The following is a 16,147-nucleotide window of genomic DNA, read 5'->3' on the forward strand; positions in this document are numbered from 1 at the left end:
CGCCCGCCCCGGCCCCGGTCACCCCGGCCACCGCGCCGACCTCCCCGACCGCCACCCAGGCGACGGACGAGGGCGCGTACGTGACCCCGCTGGTGCGCAAGCTCGCCGCCGAGAACGGCGTCGACCTGGCCACCGTCAAGGGCACCGGCGTCGGCGGCCGCATCCGCAAGCAGGACGTCATCGCCGCCGCCGAGGCCGCGAAGGCCGCCGCTGCCGCCCCGGCCCCGGCTCCGGCCGCCGCGCCGGCCGCCCCCGCCGCCGCCCGCAAGGCCCCGGCGCTGGAGGTCTCCCCGCTGCGCGGCCAGACCGTCAAGATGCCTCGCATCCGCAAGGTCATCGGCGACAACATGGTCAAGGCCCTGCACGAGCAGGCCCAGCTGTCGTCGGTCGTCGAGGTCGACGTCACCCGCCTGATGAAGCTGCGCGGCAGGGCGAAGGACTCCTTCGCGGCCCGCGAGGGCGTCAAGCTCTCCCCGATGCCGTTCTTCGTCAAGGCCGCCGCGCAGGCGCTGAAGGCCCACCCGGTCATCAACGCCAAGATCAACGAGGCCGAGGGGACCATCACCTACTTCGACACCGAGAACATCGGTATCGCGGTGGACTCCGAGAAGGGCCTGATGACCCCGGTCATCAAGAACGCCGGCGACCTCAACATCGCGGGCATCGCCAAGGCCACCGCCGACCTGGCGGGCAAGGTCCGGGCCAGCAAGATCACGCCGGACGAGCTGTCCGGTGCGACCTTCACCATCTCCAACACCGGTTCGCGCGGCGCGCTGTTCGACACGATCATCGTGCCGCCGGGCCAGGTCGCGATCCTCGGCATCGGTGCCACGGTCAAGCGTCCGGCCGTCATCGAGACCGAGGAGGGCACGGTCATCGGCGTCCGCGACATGACCTACCTGACCCTCTCCTACGACCACCGCCTGGTCGACGGCGCCGACGCGGCCCGTTACCTGACGGCGGTCAAGGCGATCCTGGAGGCCGGCGAGTTCGAGGTCGAGCTGGGTCTCTGACCGGTATCGACCCAGGGGTCCGAGGAGGCCGCATCCGGCCTCCGACGTCCCTGTCGGGCAGTGCGGCACCCCGTCCGGAGCGTTCCGGGCGGGGTGTTCGCGTTTGTCGGCTTGCTCCGTGTGTAAGGCTCGTCTCACCTGTGCCAAAGCACCCCCAAGCGCCCCGCCCGCCCGGTGAACCGGCCGTATTGTCTAAACGTCGAAGCCCCCGGGGCTCCGTCCGTCGCCCGAGTACGCCCCCTCGGCCAGGCCCCGCGGGCCGCTGCACTGGTTTCCGAGCCCCTCCTTAAGGAGCCGTCATGACCGCGCCCGTCGTCCACTCGCTGCGCGAGCAGATCCGCGAGCACATCGTGGAGGGAATCGTCAGCGGGCGCTGGCAGCCGGGCGAGCGCATCGTGGAGCGCCGGATCGCCACCGAGCTGGAGGTCAGCCAGACCCCGGTCCGGGAGGCGCTGCGCGAGCTGGAGTCGCTGCGGCTGATCGAGTCGGCCCCGAACAAGGGTGTGCGCGTCCGCAATCTGAGCGCGGCCGACCTGGAGGAGAGCTATCCGGTCCGGGCGGGCCTGGAGGCGATCGCCGCCGAGTTGGCGGCGGAGCGCCTGGCGGAGGACTGCACGGCACTGGAACCGCACGTCACGGCCCTGTACGAGGCCGATCGGAGAGCGGACGGCACCGCCCAGGTGCGCCATACGGTGGGCTTCCACCGCGAACTCGTGCGCGCCGCGCGCAACTCGGTGCTGCTGCACACCTGGGAAGGGCTCGGCATCGAGGTGTTCACGGCGCTGTCGATCCGCTGGCTGGGCACGGTCCAGCAGTCGTACGCGGAGGAGCACGAGGAACTGGTGCAGGCGTTCAAACGCCGGGACCCGCGGATCCCCGAGCTGGTGAAGGCGCATGTGCTGGGCTGCGCGCCGCGCCCTTGAAAGCACCCGAGCAACCACCCGCTCACCTGCGAAAACAAGGTCATGTCGCGTCACCCGGTGCCATGACCATAGGCACCGCGTGCCGACTTTCTCCAAATCAAGAGGTTTTCGCCCTCAACCCTTTGATCGATCATCGATCAGGGAGTTACAGTCGCCGACGGACCTTGGACGGGGTCGCACATCGACCGCGGCACCGAGGTCCACGCCCTGTCCTGCCAAAAGACCAAGGGCACCCCCGAACCCTTACCGATGAGGGAACCCCCTTCGACTGAGGAAGGCGGCGACATGACCGACCCCCACGCCATCCAGCCGAGCGCGCTCGACCAGCTCCCGGACCGCGACCCGGAGGAGACCGCCGAATGGCAGGCCTCCCTGGACGCCGTCGCCCGCGAGGCCGGTCCGCACCGCGCCGCGTACCTGATGCGCCGCACGCTGGAGCGCGCCGAGGCGGGCGGCATCGCGCTGCCGAAGCTCCTCGAGACCGACTACGTCAACACCATCCCCACCTCCGCCGAGCCGGCCCTGCCCGGTGACCCGGAGCTGGAGGCCCGGATCACCGGGTGGAACCGCTGGAACGCGGCGGCGATGGTGACCCGCGGCAGCAAGTACGGCGTCGGCGGCCACATCGCCACCTTCGCCTCCGCCGCCTGGCTGTACGAGACCGGTTTCAACCACTTCTTCAAGGGCAAGGAGGGGGACGGCTCCGGCGACCAGCTGTACATCCAGGGCCACGCCTCCCCCGGCATCTACGCCCGCGCCTTCCTCGACGGCCGGCTGAACGAGCACCACCTGGACAACTTCCGCCAGGAGGCCGGCGGCAACGGCCTGCCGTCGTACCCGCACCCGCGCCGGCTGCCCTGGCTGTGGGAGTTCCCGACGGTCTCCATGGGCCTCGGCCCGCTGTCGGCGATCTACCAGGCGCGCTTCAACCGCTACCTCACCAACCGCGGCATCAAGGACGTCTCGTCCTCGCACGTGTGGGCGTTCCTCGGTGACGGCGAGATGGACGAGCCGGAGTCGACCGCGGCCCTCGCGCTCGCCGCCCGCGAGGAGCTGGACAACCTCACCTTCGTCATCAACTGCAACCTCCAGCGCCTCGACGGCCCGGTCCGCGCCAACTTCAAGATCGTGCAGGAGCTGGAGGCCCAGTTCCGCGGCGCCGGCTGGAACGTCGTCAAGACGCTGTGGGGCACGGCCTGGGACGAGCTGTTCGCGCTCGACACCACGGGCGCGCTGGTACGCCGCCTGCGCGAGGTGCCGGACGCGCAGATCCAGACGTACCAGACCCGCGGCGCCGCCTACATCCGCGAGGACTTCTTCGGCAAGGACCCGGCGCTCGCCGAGATGGCGAAGCTGCTGAGCGACGACAAGATCCTCGAGTGCTTCCACCTCTCCCGCGGTGGTCACGAGGCCCGCAAGGTCTACGCCGCGTACAAGGCCGCCGTCGACCACAAGGGCGCGCCGACCGTGATCCTGGCCCAGACGGTCAAGGGCCACACCCTGGGCGAGGGCTTCGCGTCGAAGAACGCCAACCACCAGATGAAGAAGCTGACGGTGGACGAGTTCAAGACGATGCGCGACCTGCTCGGCCTGCCCATCAAGGACAGCGACTTCGCCGACGGCGTGGTGCCCTACGGCCACCCGGGCGCCGACTCGCCCGAGGTCCGCTACCTCCAGGAGCGCCGCGCGGCCCTCGGCGGCCCGGCCCCGGCCCGCCGTACGCACCCGCTGCCCGCGCTGCCCGCCCCGGCGGAGAAGGCGTTCGCCTCCTTCGACAAGGGTTCCGGCTCCCAGAACGTGGCCACCACCATGGCCTTCGTCCGCCTGGTCAAGGACCTGGTCCGGGACAAGGAGACGGGCCGGCGCTGGGTGCCGATCGTCCCCGACGAGGCGCGCACCTTCGGCATGGAGTCGCTGTTCCCCTCGCTGGGCATCTACTCCCCCAAGGGCCAGACGTACGAGCCGGTCGACCGCGACCAGCTGATGTACTACAAGGAGGCCAAGAACGGCCAGATCCTCAACGAGGGGATCACCGAGGCCGGTTCGATGGCCGACTTCATCGCCGCGTCCACCGCGTACGCGACGCACGGCGAGGCGATGATCCCGTTCTACATCTTCTACTCGATGTTCGGCTGGCAGCGCACGGCCGACCAGATGTGGCAGCTCGGCGACCAGCTCGGCCGCGGCTTCCTCGTCGGCGCGACGGCCGGCCGCACGACCCTGACCGGCGAGGGCCTCCAGCACGCCGACGGCCACTCCCCGGTGATCGCCGCCACCAACCCGGCCGCGCTGGCGTACGACCCCGCGTTCGCCTACGAGATCGCGGTGATCGTCCGTGAGGGTCTGCGCCGGATGTACGGCGAGGCCAAGCCGGGCGAGGACCAGAACGTCTTCTACTACCTGACGGTCTACAACGAACCGCTGCCGCAGCCGGCCAAGCCGCAGGGCCTCGGCATCGACGAGGGCATCGTCAAGGGCCTGTACCGCTTCAACACGGCGGAGTCCGCGGGTGTGACGGTGGCCGCGGGCGCCCCGCGCATCCAGCTGCTGGGCTCCGGCACGGCGATCCACTGGACCCTTGAGGCGCAGCGCCTGCTCGCCGAGGAGTGGGGCGTGGCCGCCGACGTGTGGTCCGCGACCTCCTGGTCGGAGCTGCGCCGCGACGCGATGGACGCCGACGCGGCCCTGCTGCGCGGCGAGGAGCGGGTGCCGTACGTCCGCCAGGCGCTCCAGGGCGCCGAGGGCCCGGTCCTCGCGGTCTCCGACTACATGCGCCAGGTCCCGGACCAGATCGCGCAGTGGGTGGAGCAGGACTGGTCCTCGCTGGGCGCCGACGGCTTCGGTCTGTCGGACACCCGGGAGGCCGCCCGCCGCCACTTCGGCGTCGACGCCCGGTCGATCGTCGTCGCGGCGCTGGCCCAGCTCGCCCGGCGCGGCGAGGTGAAGGCCACGGCGGTCAAGGAGGCCCGGGAGAAGTACGGGCTGTAACCGGCACGGGGGTGCGGTGAAGGGGTACGGCGGTCGTCGCCGTACCCCTTCTCGTGTCGGTGGTCCCCGGCATGATGAACGCATGCGTGCGGCTCGTCTCATCAAGATGGTGCTCCTGCTCCAGTCCCGGCCGTCCATGACCGCCGGCGAACTGGCGCGGGAGCTGGAGGTGTCGGAGCGGACCGTCACACGGGACGCGCAGGCGCTGTCGGAGGCGGGCGTGCCGGTCTACGCCGACCGGGGGCGGGCCGGCGGGTACCGGCTGGTCGGCGGGTACCGGACGCGGCTCACCGGGCTGGGCAGGAGCGAGGCCGAGGCACTGTTCCTGAGCGGGGTGCCGGGGGCGCTGCGGGAGATGGGACTCGCGGACGTGGCGTCGGCGGCCCGGCTGAAGGCGTCGGCGGCGCTGCTGCCCGCGCTGCGGGACGCCCCGGAGACGGCCGCGCAGCGGTTCCACCTGGACGCGCCCGCCTGGTTCCGGGAGCCGGAGACGCCCGGGCTGCTGCCGGTGCTCGCCGGGGCGGTGTGGGCGGACCGGTCGGTCACCGCCCGCTACCGGCGCGGGGAGCGCGAGGTGGAGCGGACGGTGCAGCCGTACGGGCTGGTGCTGAAGGCGGGGGTCTGGTACCTGTGCGCGCGGGTGACCGGGGCCGATGCCTTCCGGACGTACCGGATCGACCGGTTCACCGGCGCCGACGTCCTCGACGAGCGCTTCGAGCGCGACCCGGACTTCGACCTGTCCGGCTTCTGGGCGGAGCAGGCCGAACGGTTCGCCCGGTCGATCCTCCGTGCCGAGGTCGTCCTGCGGCTCTCCCCGGACGGCGTGCGCCGGCTGCCGTACGCGGTGGACCCGGCCGGGGCGCGGGAGGCGCTGGCGGCGGCGGGCGTGCCGGACGCCGGGGGCTGGGTGACGGTGACGCTGCCCGTGGAGTCGGAGGAGGTCGCGCACGCCCAGCTGACGGCGCTCGGGCCGGAGGCCGAGGTGCTGGCGCCGGCCCGGCTGCGGGAGCGGTTCGCGGCGGACGCGGTCCGGGCCGCCGCGCTGTACCGGCGGGACGACGGCTGACGGCGCGCGCCGCCGTACTCCGCGTGCGCCCCACCGGCCCAGGCCCGATGCTGGTGCCGTGATGGACGAGACGGAGTTCTGGGAGCTGATCGACGCCACCCGCGAGGCCGCCGGAGGAGACCCCGAGGAGCAGGCCGACGCGCTCGTGGACCGGCTGCTCCGGCTGGACCCCGAGCTGGTCCTGGACTTCGCCCGCCACTTCGAGGCCCGTTACAACCGCGCCTACCGCTGGGATCTGTGGGGGGCGGCCTGGCTGCTGCTGGACGGGTGCAGCGACGACGCGTTCGACTACTTCCGGTGCTGGCTGATCGGACAGGGGCGGGAGGTCTTCGAGGGCGCCCTGCACGAGCCGGACGCGCTGGCCGGGCTGCTGGGCGAGTTCGACGAGGAGATCGACGGCGACGGCGAGGAGCTGGGGTACGCGGCGGACGAGGCGTACGAGCAGCTGACCGGGACCGTCGCGCCCGACCTGGGCATCGCCCCGGCGCCGGCCGAGCCGGAGGGCGCCCCGCTGGACCTGGAGGACGACCGGGTGCTGGCGAGCCGGTACCCCCGCCTGTGGGAGCGGTTCAAGGGGTGACCGGGAGGCCGGTGCCGGGCGTCACCCGGCCGTACGCCCGCGCGGGGCCGGTACGGCCGCGGGGCACGCCGTGCTCATGGCCGGGGTGCGGGGTGTCCGCCCCCGGTCGGCTCGGGGCGGCCGGTGCCGGTTGGCTCGGGGCGGCCGGAGGCGGGCCCGGTCGTGGGGCGCCGGGCCGGCAGGGGGCCGTGGGTCCCCTGGGGGCGAGCGGTGGGCGTGCGGGCCCGCAACCGGCCCTGCAACCGGGCGGCCTGCTCCCGGATGGCCGGGAGACGGGCGGTGAGGGCGGCGCCGGGGCAGTTGGTGGCGAAGCCGGCGTCGTGGCCGGCCAGGGCGGGCAGGGTGGCGGCGGCGCCCGTCCGGTAGCGGCTGAGGCCGCTGCTGGAGACCAGCCGGGCCCGGCCGCGCGGGTCGACGTCGGCCAGCCCGAGCTTCCACGCGGCCAGGGCGGCGATCGCGTCGGTCATGGCGCGCGGGACGGGCACGCCGGCGGTGAAGGTGCCGAGGGCGGCGATGCCGGCGGTGCGGTGGTTGAAGCCCTGGGTGTGGGCGCCGGTGACGGCCCGGTCCACGCCTCCGGCCCGTCCCTCGTAGATGGTGCCGCAGTGGTCGACGAGGAAGTTGTAGCCGATGTCGTCCCAGTGGCGGTCGCCGGTCTGGCCGGCGTAGAGGTGGCGGATGATGCGGGGCGCCTCGGCGCACGCGTAGTCGTTGGGCGAGTCGGTGTGGTGGACGAAGAGGGCCACCACCTTGTCGTCGTAGCGCGGCGGCGGCTGGCTCCGCCCGGTGGTGCGGTCCAGCCAGGCGGAGCGCGGCACGATGCGCGGCCGGGCGGCGCGGTGGCCGGCGGGCGGCCGGGCCCCGGCGGCGGGGCGGTCGGGGCCCGCCTGGGCGACGCGTTCGACGCTGCCGGAGCACAGGACCAGCGCGGTGACGGCCAGCAGCCCGGGCAGGCAGCCGAGCAGCACGAGCAGGGCGCCGGGTGTCCGTGCGACACGCCGGACCCGGGGCTGCGGGGATCTTCGGACGACACGCATGAGCCCACTCTCGGGCCGCCGCGCCGCGCCCGCGATGTGCACTGTGCCACCTGGTGGAACCATCGTCCCGGTCCGGGACGTTTCAGGGGGTACACACGTACGTGGCCGGTTCCGCCGCCCGGTGGGCGCTCCACGCGGGGCCGGCCGGCGGACCGGTGGCGTCCGTACCGATCGATCCTGACCGGGGGTCCGAGAGAAAGGGCGGCTTTCGTGGACCTGCTCGACCTGCTGATCGTGCTGGTGATGGTGGTGTACGCGGTGTCCGGTTACCGGCGGGGGCTGGTGGCCGGATGCGTGTCGCTGGCCGGGTTCGTCGGCGGGGCGGTCGTCGGTGTGTGGCTGCTGCCGTGGGTGACGGGCCATGCGGCGCGGGGTTCGGCCGCGGCGACGGTGCTCGCGGTGCTGACGGTGCTGGTGCCGGCCGTGCTGGGGCACGAGCTGGCGGGCCGGCTGGCGCTGCGGCTGCGCGGGGAGCTGGACCGGGGCCCGCTGCGGGTGGCGGACGGGATCGGGGGCGCGGCGGCGAACGCGGTGGCCGTGCTGGTGGTGGCCTGGGTGGCGGCGAGCGTGCTGGGCGCCGCCCCGTCGGGCACCCTGACGACGGCGATCCGGAACTCGACGCTGCTGGGCGCGGTGCAGCGGACCATGCCGGAGACGACGCCCGCGTGGTTCTCGCGGGCCACCTCGGCGCTGACCGAGGCGGGTTTCCCGCAGGTGTTCAACCCGTTCGAGAACGAGTCGACGGCCCGGGTGGCCCGTCCGGCCGGTGACAGCGTCACCCCGGCGGCGACGGAGGCGGCCCGGACGAGCACGGTGAAGATCGAGGGCGCCGCGGGCGTGGAGGGCCGCGAGGGCAGCGGGTTCGTCTACGCGCCGCGGCACGTGCTGACCAACGCGCACGTGGTGGCCGGCATCGACCACCCGAGCGTGCGGGTCGGCGGGGTGGGGCCGGTGTACGAGGCGCGGGTGGTGCTCTTCGACCCGGGCCGGGACGTGGCGGTGCTGTACGTGCCGCGGCTGGGCGCCCCGGCGCTGCGCTTCGACGCGGACGCGGCGCGCGGGGACGCGGCGGTGGTGGCGGGCTATCCGCAGGACGGGGGGCTGGACCTCAGGGCGGCGACGGTCGCGAGCCGGGTGCGGGCGACCGGCCAGAACATCTACAACGACGGCACGGTCACCCGGGAGGTCTACGCGATCCGCTCCACGGTCCGGCCGGGCAACTCCGGCGGGCCGCTGCTGACCCGGGACGGCCGGGTGTTCGGGGTGGTCTTCGCGCGTTCGACCTCGGACGCCGAGACGGGGTACGCGCTGACGGCGGCCGAGGTGGCGGGCGACGCCCGGCGCGCGGCCACGGCGACGGCGCCGGTGGACACGGGCCGGCTGGTCGACGCGTAGGGCGTGCGGGCCCCCTGGGGCCTCGGGGCCGTGCGGTCCTACAGGGAGCGGCCCATGAGGACGTCGTCGACGTCGGCGCCGTCCAGGTGGAACTCGCCGGGCAGGACGCCCTCGACGGCGAAGCCCTCGGACGCGTAGAGCGCGCGGGCCGGGGCGTTGTGCCCGAGCACGCGCAGGGTGAGCCGCCGCGCTCCGCGTCCGCGCGCCTCCTCGACGGCGGCCCGGATCAGGGCGCGCCCGACGCCCCGCCCGCGCGCCTCCTCGGCGACGGCGAAGCCCTGGATCGCGAGGACGTGCGCGTTGGCGGCGAGCGGGGTCGCGCGGGCGAGGCGGACGTAGCCCAGCAGACGTCCGTCGGCCTCGGCGACAAGGTGGTCCCCCGGGAGGTGCCGTTCGTCGAAGAACGGCCGGTAGGGCGGCTCGGGCCGGGGCGTCACGGCGTGCAGGGTGGACCAGGTGGCCCGGTCGAGGGCGGAGAGCTCCGCGTCGTCGTCGGGGCGGGCGGGGCGTATGGACGGCTTGGACATGAAGATCACCTTACGGCGGGCCGTCCGGGCGTCCGCCGGATGTCCGGCCGGTCCTGCCGTCATGCTGGGGCCATGGAACGTTCACGTATCGCGGTGGCCGGCGCGTCCGGTCTGATCGGCAGTGCCCTGGTGCGGTCCCTGACCGCCGACGGGCACGAGGTGGTGCGGCTGGTGCGCCGGGGGGTCCGGGACGCCCGGGAGGTCTGCTGGGACCCGGAGCGGGGGTACGTCGACGCGTCCGGGCTCACCGGGTGCGACATGGTGGTCAACCTGGCGGGGGCCGGGGTGGGCGACCGGCGCTGGACACCGGAGTACCGGCGGGTGCTGCGGAACAGCCGGGTGCTGGGCACGGCCGCGCTGGCCGAGGCGGTGGCCGCGCTGCCCCGGCCGCCGCGGGCGTTCCTCAGCGGCAGCGCGATCGGGATCTACGGCGAGACCGGCGACCGGGTGGTGGACGAGGACGCACCGCCGGGTGACGGCTTCCTGGCCGAGCTGTGCGCGGAGTGGGAGGGGGCGGCGGCGCCCGCGCGGGAGGCGGGGGTGCGGACGGTGTTCCTGCGCACCGGGCTGGTGGTGGCCCGGGGCGGCGGCGCCTGGGGGCGGCTGTTCCCGCTGTTCCGGGCGGGGCTCGGGGGACGGCTGGGCGACGGGCGGCAGTACTGGTCGTACATCGCGCTGCACGACGAGGTGGCCGCGATCCGGCATCTCCTCGACGGGGAGGCCCTGTCCGGGCCGTTCAACCTGACGGCGCCCGAGCCGCTGACGAATGCCGAGATCACGGCGGCGATGGGGCGTGTGCTGCGCCGGCCGACGCTGTTCTCGGTGCCGGCGCCGGTGCTGCGGACGGTGCTCGGGGAGATGGCCGGGGATGTGCTGGGCAGTCAGCGGGTGGTGCCGAAGCGGTTGCTGGAATCGGGGTTCCGGTTCGCCTTTCCGGGGATCGATGAGGCGATCCGTGCGGCGGGGTGAGCCGACTGACACCACCGGTGAACGAAAGTGACCGTATGCGACCTCCATGCGACCGTGCTCTGCTGATGCGCGACTCCTCCTGACGGATCACCGCCCTAACCTCGATCCGAACTCGGGTATCCCTGAAGCCTGTCGGGGGCACGGCGCCCCTCACCGGCCGCGACCACAGGAGGGGCCTCGTGCTTGAGCCCGCGTACCAGGTGGACGTCGTCATCGTGGGGGCCGGCATCGCCGGTCTCTCGGCGGCCCATCGGCTGACCAGCGCAGGAGTCACCACCGCGGTCCTGGAGGCCGCCCCGTACGTCGGCGGCCGCATGTCGACCGAGAAGATCGACGGCTTCCGGCTCGACCGCATCGGACAGCTGCTGTCCACGTCCTACCCCGAACTCCGGCTGACGCCGGGCCTGGACGAGCTGACCGTGCGCCGGTTCGCGCCGGGCGTCCTGCTCCACCGCGACGGGCGCACCCACCGCGTGCTCCCGCCGGCGGCCGGCGGGAGCGCGCGGGGCGCACGGGGCGCACTCCATGCGGTGCGCGCCCTGGCGAGCGTGCCGCGGTCCACGGCGGCCACGCCCGGCCGGGCCGGCACGCCGGTGGGCGGCGCGGTGGACCAGGCCCGGCTGGGCGCCGCGCTCGGCCGGCTCGCGGCCACCCCCCTGAACCGCCTCCTGGCCCGCCCGGAGCTGCCCGCGGGCCTCGCCCTGGCCCGGCGCGGGGTGCCGGCCCGCACCATCGACGGCTTCCTGCGCCCGCTGCTCGCCGCGCTGCTGTGCGACCCGGAGCTGACCACCTCCAGCCGGTGCGCCGACCTGGCACTGCGCGCCTTCGCGAGCGGCCGGCTGTGCGTGCCGGAGGGGGGCGCGGAGATGCTGCCGGAGCTGCTGGCCCGGTCACTGCCGCCGGACACCGTGCGCACCGGGGTGCGGGTCACCTCCGTCTCCACGACCTCGGTGACCACCGCCGAGCACGGGGAGATCCGCTGCCGGGCGGTGCTGCTGGCCACCGACGCACGGGCCGCGGCGGAACTGCTGCCGGGGCTCAGGGTGCCGGACTTCCACCCCGTGACGGTCGTCCACCACACGGCGGACGAGCCGGCCGCGGCCTTCCCGGCGGGCTCCTCGCTGCTGCTGGACGCCGACCGGGGCGGACCGGTGGCGCACACGGCGGTGCTCAGCAACGTGGACCCCAGCCGGGCACCGGCCGGCCGGGCGCTGATCTCCTCGACGGTGCTGGGTCCGCCGCCGCAGGACGTCGACACCGCCGTCCGCATCCACCTCGCCCGCCTCTACGGCACGTCCACGCGCCGCTGGGAGACGCTGGCCGTGCACCACACCCCCGAGGCGGTCCCGGCGATGCGTCCCCCGCACGACCTGCGCCGCCCGGTGCGGCTGCTGGCGGGCCTGTACGTGTGCGGCGACCACCGCGACACCAGCACGGTCCAGGGCGCCCTGCACTCCGCCCACCGGGCGGCGGCGGCCGTCCTGGCGGACCTGGGCGCGGCGGGCCCGATGCACCGGGCGGACCCGGCGCCGACGCTGCCGAGGGCGGCGTAGGCGGTTTCGTTCGGAGCAGCCCGGGTCCGGGCCGGGCCGGACTACCCGAACGCCGCCACCTTCTCCCGGTAGCTCCGCACGGGGGCCGCGTCCCGGTAGGGCTCCAGGCGGCGTTCGAAGTCCCGCACGTACTCCACCGCGCGGGCGCTGCGCATCTCCGCGGCCTGGCCGGCGGCCTCCGCGCCGAGCGCGCACGCCTGGTCGAGTTCGCCGAGGGCGAGCCGGGCGGTGGCGAGGACGACCCGGCAGAACAGACGGCTGCGGGCGTGGGCGGGCGCCCGCAGCTGGAGGGAGCGCTCGGCGTGCTGCGCGGCGGCCCGGAACTGCTGGAGGTCCCGGTGGCAGTGCCCGAACTCGTCGGCGAGCTGCGCCTCGTCGAAGAACGACGCCCAGTACGGCACCTCGTCCCCCGGCCGGGCCGCCTCCAGCGCCCGCTCGGCCCGCACCAGCGCCGCGGTGCACGCCCGCACCTCGCCGAGGACGCCGTGCGCCCGGGCCTCGGAGGCGTGCAGCAGCGCCTGCACGACGGGCGGGGCGCCGGTGCCGACGCCCTGCTGGGCCACCCGCGCCAGCTGCACGGCCTCCCTGCCGTGGCCGAGGTAGACGGCCTGGCGGCTCATGGTCACCAGGACGTAGGAGCCGTACGCCCGGTCGCCGGCCGCCTGCGCGAGCCGCAGGGCCTGCACGAAGTAGCGCTGGGCGAGTCCGTGCGCGGCGATGTCGTACGAGGTCCAGCCGGCCAGCCGGGTCAGGTCGGCGGCGGCGCCGAACAGGCGGCGGCCGGTCTGCTCGTCGTACGCGCCGCGGAGCATCGGCTCGCACTCGTGCTCCAGGTAGCGCACCAGCGCCTGGCGGGCGTGGCCGCCGCCGAACCGGTCGTCGAGCGTGCGGAACAGCTCGCCGACCGAGCGCAGCGCGGCGATGTCACCGGCGCCGACCCGGTGCCCGGGGCCGCGCTCGGCGTGTCCGCGTGCCCGCGCCGGCCCCGGCCCGGCCGGCTGGGTGCGCAGCGCGCCGGGGCGGCCCTGTGCCGGTACCCGGGGCGCCGGCTCGCGGGCCACCCGGTCGTCCGGCTTGCCGATCAGCCAGTCCCGGCTGGGCACCACCAGCCCCGCCGGGGTGAACGCGATCTTGCGCAGCTCGGCGTGGCTGCCGGAGTCCTTGCGCCACAGGCCGCTGACGATGTCGACGGCCTCCTCCGGGGTGGCCGCGAACTCCAGCCCGGCGTACACCGGTGCGCAGGCGTCGAGGCCCAGGTCCTGGGCGGTGAGCCGGCGGCCCAGCCGGCGGGTGAACACCTCGGCGATGAGGGCGGGGGTCGTCCCGCGGGGCTGCTGTCCGCGCAGCCAGCGGGTGACCGAGGTCTTGTCGTATCTGAGGTCCAGCCCGTGCTCCAGACCGAGCTGATCGACTCGACGGGCCAGACCCGCGTTGGAGAACCCCGCCTCTGCGATGAGCGCGGCGAGCTGGCGATTGGGGGTGCGCTGCGCGGGTCGGTCCGTCATCTGCGGTGCGGTCTCCTGCCTTCCGGGCCGGTCGACGTGCCCGGATTGCCTTTGAGCAGCCCTTATGGCCTCACGAACGGCGCGAATGTAGCGGAGAGTGAGCAGACGGTCGCATATTTCACCGTGCATTCATCCGATCGTGTGAGGAACGCCCGCAGGGCTGACGTACACCGGCCGGACGTACAGTGGCGTGGGCGCGAACATGCCTGACACACCCGTCGCCGAGGGAGGCGCTTGCCGTGAGTGAGTTGCGGTTCGTCCGCATGGGATTCGGTGCGGACGCCGTCGATTACCAGGAGGCGTGGGACGAACAGCGCCGGATCCACGCGGCCCGGTTCGCCGACGAGGTGCCCGACACCGTGCTCCTGCTCGAACACCCGCCGGTGTACACCGCCGGCCGCCGCACCGAGGACAGCGAACGCCCGCTGGACGGCACCCCGGTCATCGACGTGGACCGCGGCGGCAAGATCACCTGGCACGGCCCGGGCCAGCTGGTGGGCTACCCGATCCAGAAGCTGCCCCGCCCGGTGGACGTGGTCGCGCACGTACGGCGGCTGGAGGAGGCGATCATCCGCGCCTGCGCCGAGTTCGGTCTGGAGACCACCCGGGTCGAGGGCCGCAGCGGGGTGTGGGTGCTCGGCGACCCGGTCGAGCGGCGGCCGGCGCTCGGCGGGCTGTCGCTGGACTTCGACCCGCGGCTGACCGACGAGGAGTTCGACCCCCGGCTCAACGGCCCCGAGTACGCCCCCTCCAACGCGGGCCAGCGGCGCGAGGACCGCAAGATCGCCGCGATCGGCATCCGGGTCGCCAAGGGCGTCACCATGCACGGCTTCTCCTTCAACGTGAACCCGGACAACGCCTGGTTCGACCGGATCATCCCGTGCGGCATCCGCGACGCGGGCGTCACCTCGCTCGCGGGCGAGCTGGGCCGCGAGGTCACGATCGAGGAGGTGCTGCCGGTGGTCGAGCGGCACCTGCGGGACGTCCTGGAGAACGCGGAGCTGAGGCCCCGCGTGGTCGAGAAGGCGTCCGCGTGACCGAGGACGCGTCCGCCTGACCGTCCGCGGGGGAATGCGCCCTGCGGTAGCGGGGTCGGCCTCGGCGGCAGGGCGCGAACAGTACGGGCGTACCCTGGTGTACGCCGAAGAATCGAAGTCACAGGGAGCCGGTCGTGTCCGCAGTCGCACCCGACGGACGCAAGATGCTGCGCCTGGAGGTCCGCAACAGCCAGACCCCCATCGAGCGCAAGCCCGAGTGGATCAAGACCCGGGCGAAAATGGGCCCCGAATACACGAAGATGCAGAACCTCGTGAAGAGCGAGGGACTGCACACGGTGTGCCAGGAAGCCGGCTGTCCCAACATCTACGAGTGCTGGGAGGACCGCGAGGCGACCTTCCTCATCGGCGGCGACCAGTGCACCCGGCGCTGCGACTTCTGCCAGATCGACACCGGCAAGCCCGAGGCGCTCGACCGGGACGAGCCGCGCCGGGTGGGCGAGTCCGTGGTCACCATGGACCTGAACTACGCCACCATCACCGGCGTCGCCCGCGACGACCTGGCGGACGGCGGCGCCTGGCTGTACGCCGAGACGGTGCGCCAGATCCACGCGCAGACGGCGGACCGGGAGGGCGGCCGTACCAAGGTCGAGCTGCTGGCCCCCGACTTCAACGCGGTCCCCGAGCAGCTCGCGGAGGTCTTCGCCTCCCGCCCGGAGGTCTTCGCGCACAACGTCGAGACCGTGCCCCGGATCTTCAAGCGGATCCGCCCCGGCTTCCGCTACGAGCGCTCGCTGAAGGTCATCACCGAGGCCCGCGACCACGGCCTGGTGACCAAGTCGAACCTGATCCTCGGCATGGGCGAGACCCGCGAGGAGGTCGGCGAGGCGCTCCGGCAGCTGCACGACGCGGGCTGCGAACTGGTCACCATCACCCAGTACCTGCGCCCCTCCGTCCGCCACCACCCGGTGGAGCGCTGGGTGAAGCCGCACGAGTTCGTGGAGCTGAAGGAGGAGGCCGAGCAGATCGGCTTCTCCGGCGTGATGTCCGGCCCGCTGGTGCGCTCGTCCTACCGCGCCGGGCGCCTGTACCAGATGGCCGTCGAGAAGCGTGGTGCGTACGTCGCCGCCCAGGCGGTGTGAGCCGCGCGTGTGAATTCGCGCACAAGGAGCTACTGGCCAGTAATGGCCAGGCCGGCGCGGCCCCGACCGTCCTCGCTGATGAGGGCGTCGTCCGGGCCGCGTCGGCGTTCCGCCGGGCCGTACGAAGGTTTCATCGGCGTTTGACCGGTCGGTCACGCCCTGGTAACACCGAACCGTGACCCTTTTGTCACACCCCGTATCTCCGCCGCTCCCAGGGGGGACCTCGCTCATGCAGGCCGCGCCCGTCCGCGTCACCGCCATCCCGTCCGTCACCGGCGCCCTGCGCGCCGTCGAGTCCCTGCTGATGAGCGGCGGTCAGCGCACCGCCCGCCGCAACGCCTGGACCTCCGTCCTGGAGGACCGCCGCCGCGCCAGGGACCGGTTCGAGGCGCAGCAGGTCCTCGAACGGGCCGCCGCCCAGTCCTCCTGAGACCTCCCCCGCCGGGCACTGCCG

General features: G+C 74.0%; 14 protein-coding genes. 11 read left to right on the plus strand and 3 right to left on the minus strand.

Annotated elements, in window-relative coordinates:
- The 5 genes from sucB to IF37_RS0118910 all read left to right on the plus strand — a co-directional run.
- Positions 1 to 1,013: 2-oxoglutarate dehydrogenase, E2 component, dihydrolipoamide succinyltransferase (sucB, locus tag IF37_RS0118890; RefSeq protein ID WP_030743780.1), on the plus strand; the 1,013-nt coding region annotated here is incomplete at its 5' end.
- Positions 1,014 to 1,312: 299 nt separating this feature from the next.
- Positions 1,313 to 1,936: a GntR family transcriptional regulator gene (locus tag IF37_RS0118895; protein ID WP_030743782.1), complete on the plus strand. Its 624-nt coding sequence runs from the start codon at positions 1,313 to 1,315 to the stop codon at positions 1,934 to 1,936.
- 285 nt (positions 1,937 to 2,221) lie between these two features.
- A complete protein-coding gene (gene aceE, locus IF37_RS0118900) occupies positions 2,222 to 4,924 on the plus strand; it encodes a pyruvate dehydrogenase (acetyl-transferring), homodimeric type (protein WP_030743784.1) in 2,703 nt (900 codons plus the stop codon).
- An 82-nt stretch (positions 4,925 to 5,006) separates the two neighbouring features.
- Positions 5,007 to 5,990: a YafY family protein gene (locus tag IF37_RS0118905; RefSeq protein WP_030743787.1), complete on the plus strand. Its 984-nt coding sequence runs from the start codon at positions 5,007 to 5,009 to the stop codon at positions 5,988 to 5,990.
- A 61-nt stretch (positions 5,991 to 6,051) separates the two neighbouring features.
- Positions 6,052 to 6,570 carry a DUF4240 domain-containing protein gene (locus tag IF37_RS0118910; RefSeq protein WP_030743789.1) on the plus strand — a complete coding sequence of 173 codons (519 nt, stop codon included), beginning with the start codon at positions 6,052 to 6,054 and terminating at the stop codon, positions 6,568 to 6,570.
- Positions 6,571 to 6,644: 74 nt separating this feature from the next.
- On the opposite strand, the gene IF37_RS0118915 is transcribed toward IF37_RS0118910, so the two are convergent.
- Positions 6,645 to 7,538 carry a peptidoglycan recognition protein gene (locus IF37_RS0118915; RefSeq protein ID WP_253915802.1) on the minus strand — a complete coding sequence of 298 codons (894 nt, stop codon included), beginning with the start codon at positions 7,536 to 7,538 and terminating at the stop codon, positions 6,645 to 6,647.
- Between the two features lie 279 nt (positions 7,539 to 7,817).
- Between IF37_RS0118915 and IF37_RS0118925 the strand changes: the two genes are divergently transcribed.
- Positions 7,818 to 9,002, plus strand: coding sequence for a MarP family serine protease (locus IF37_RS0118925; protein ID WP_030743793.1), 1,185 nt, complete (start codon positions 7,818 to 7,820; stop codon positions 9,000 to 9,002).
- A gap of 38 nt (positions 9,003 to 9,040) precedes the next feature.
- On the opposite strand, the gene IF37_RS0118930 is transcribed toward IF37_RS0118925, so the two are convergent.
- A complete protein-coding gene (locus IF37_RS0118930; RefSeq protein ID WP_030743795.1) occupies positions 9,041 to 9,529 on the minus strand; it encodes a GNAT family N-acetyltransferase in 489 nt (162 codons plus the stop codon).
- A 72-nt stretch (positions 9,530 to 9,601) separates the two neighbouring features.
- On the opposite strand from IF37_RS0118930, the gene IF37_RS0118935 reads away from it, so the two are divergent.
- Both IF37_RS0118935 and IF37_RS0118940 read left to right on the plus strand, forming a co-directional pair.
- On the plus strand, positions 9,602 to 10,498 hold the full coding sequence (locus IF37_RS0118935; RefSeq protein WP_030743796.1) for a TIGR01777 family oxidoreductase: 897 nt from the start codon (positions 9,602 to 9,604) through the stop codon (positions 10,496 to 10,498).
- Positions 10,499 to 10,677: 179 nt separating this feature from the next.
- Positions 10,678 to 12,051, plus strand: coding sequence for an NAD(P)/FAD-dependent oxidoreductase (locus tag IF37_RS0118940; protein ID WP_030743799.1), 1,374 nt, complete (start codon positions 10,678 to 10,680; stop codon positions 12,049 to 12,051).
- A gap of 41 nt (positions 12,052 to 12,092) precedes the next feature.
- Here the strand turns inward: IF37_RS0118940 and IF37_RS0118945 are convergent, their stop codons facing one another.
- Complete coding sequence (locus tag IF37_RS0118945) at positions 12,093 to 13,556, minus strand: hypothetical protein (RefSeq protein WP_030743801.1); 1,464 nt, start codon at positions 13,554 to 13,556, stop codon at positions 12,093 to 12,095.
- Between the two features lie 239 nt (positions 13,557 to 13,795).
- On the opposite strand from IF37_RS0118945, the gene lipB reads away from it, so the two are divergent.
- The 3 genes from lipB to IF37_RS0118960 all read left to right on the plus strand — a co-directional run bounded on the left by lipB (position 13,796) and on the right by IF37_RS0118960 (position 16,123).
- Positions 13,796 to 14,593, plus strand: a complete 798-nt coding sequence (lipB, locus tag IF37_RS0118950; RefSeq protein WP_030743803.1) for a lipoyl(octanoyl) transferase LipB — start codon at positions 13,796 to 13,798, stop codon at positions 14,591 to 14,593.
- A gap of 134 nt (positions 14,594 to 14,727) precedes the next feature.
- Positions 14,728 to 15,693: a lipoyl synthase gene (lipA, locus tag IF37_RS0118955; protein WP_030743805.1), complete on the plus strand. Its 966-nt coding sequence runs from the start codon at positions 14,728 to 14,730 to the stop codon at positions 15,691 to 15,693.
- A gap of 229 nt (positions 15,694 to 15,922) precedes the next feature.
- Positions 15,923 to 16,123, plus strand: a complete 201-nt coding sequence (locus IF37_RS0118960) for a hypothetical protein (protein ID WP_030743807.1) — start codon at positions 15,923 to 15,925, stop codon at positions 16,121 to 16,123.
- Positions 16,124 to 16,147 lie beyond the last annotated feature (24 nt).

Source organism: Streptomyces sp. NRRL S-31 (genome assembly GCF_000718775.1).
Classification (GTDB): domain Bacteria; phylum Actinomycetota; class Actinomycetes; order Streptomycetales; family Streptomycetaceae; genus Streptomyces.

Bases quoted from the DNA above. Each gene is read 5' to 3' on its own strand.
- IF37_RS0118905 (WP_030743787.1), top strand. From the start codon at position 5,007: ATGCGTGCGGCTCGTCTCATCAAGATGGTGCTCCTGCTCCAGTCCCGG.
- IF37_RS0118945 (WP_030743801.1), bottom strand. From the start codon at position 13,556: ATGACGGACCGACCCGCGCAGCGCACCCCCAATCGCCAGCTCGCCGCG.
- IF37_RS0118935 (WP_030743796.1), top strand. From the start codon at position 9,602: ATGGAACGTTCACGTATCGCGGTGGCCGGCGCGTCCGGTCTGATCGGC.
- IF37_RS0118895 (WP_030743782.1), top strand. From the start codon at position 1,313: ATGACCGCGCCCGTCGTCCACTCGCTGCGCGAGCAGATCCGCGAGCAC.
- IF37_RS0118910 (WP_030743789.1), top strand. From the start codon at position 6,052: ATGGACGAGACGGAGTTCTGGGAGCTGATCGACGCCACCCGCGAGGCC.
- aceE (WP_030743784.1), top strand. From the start codon at position 2,222: ATGACCGACCCCCACGCCATCCAGCCGAGCGCGCTCGACCAGCTCCCG.
- IF37_RS0118960 (WP_030743807.1), top strand. From the start codon at position 15,923: ATGCAGGCCGCGCCCGTCCGCGTCACCGCCATCCCGTCCGTCACCGGC.
- IF37_RS0118930 (WP_030743795.1), bottom strand. From the start codon at position 9,529: ATGTCCAAGCCGTCCATACGCCCCGCCCGCCCCGACGACGACGCGGAG.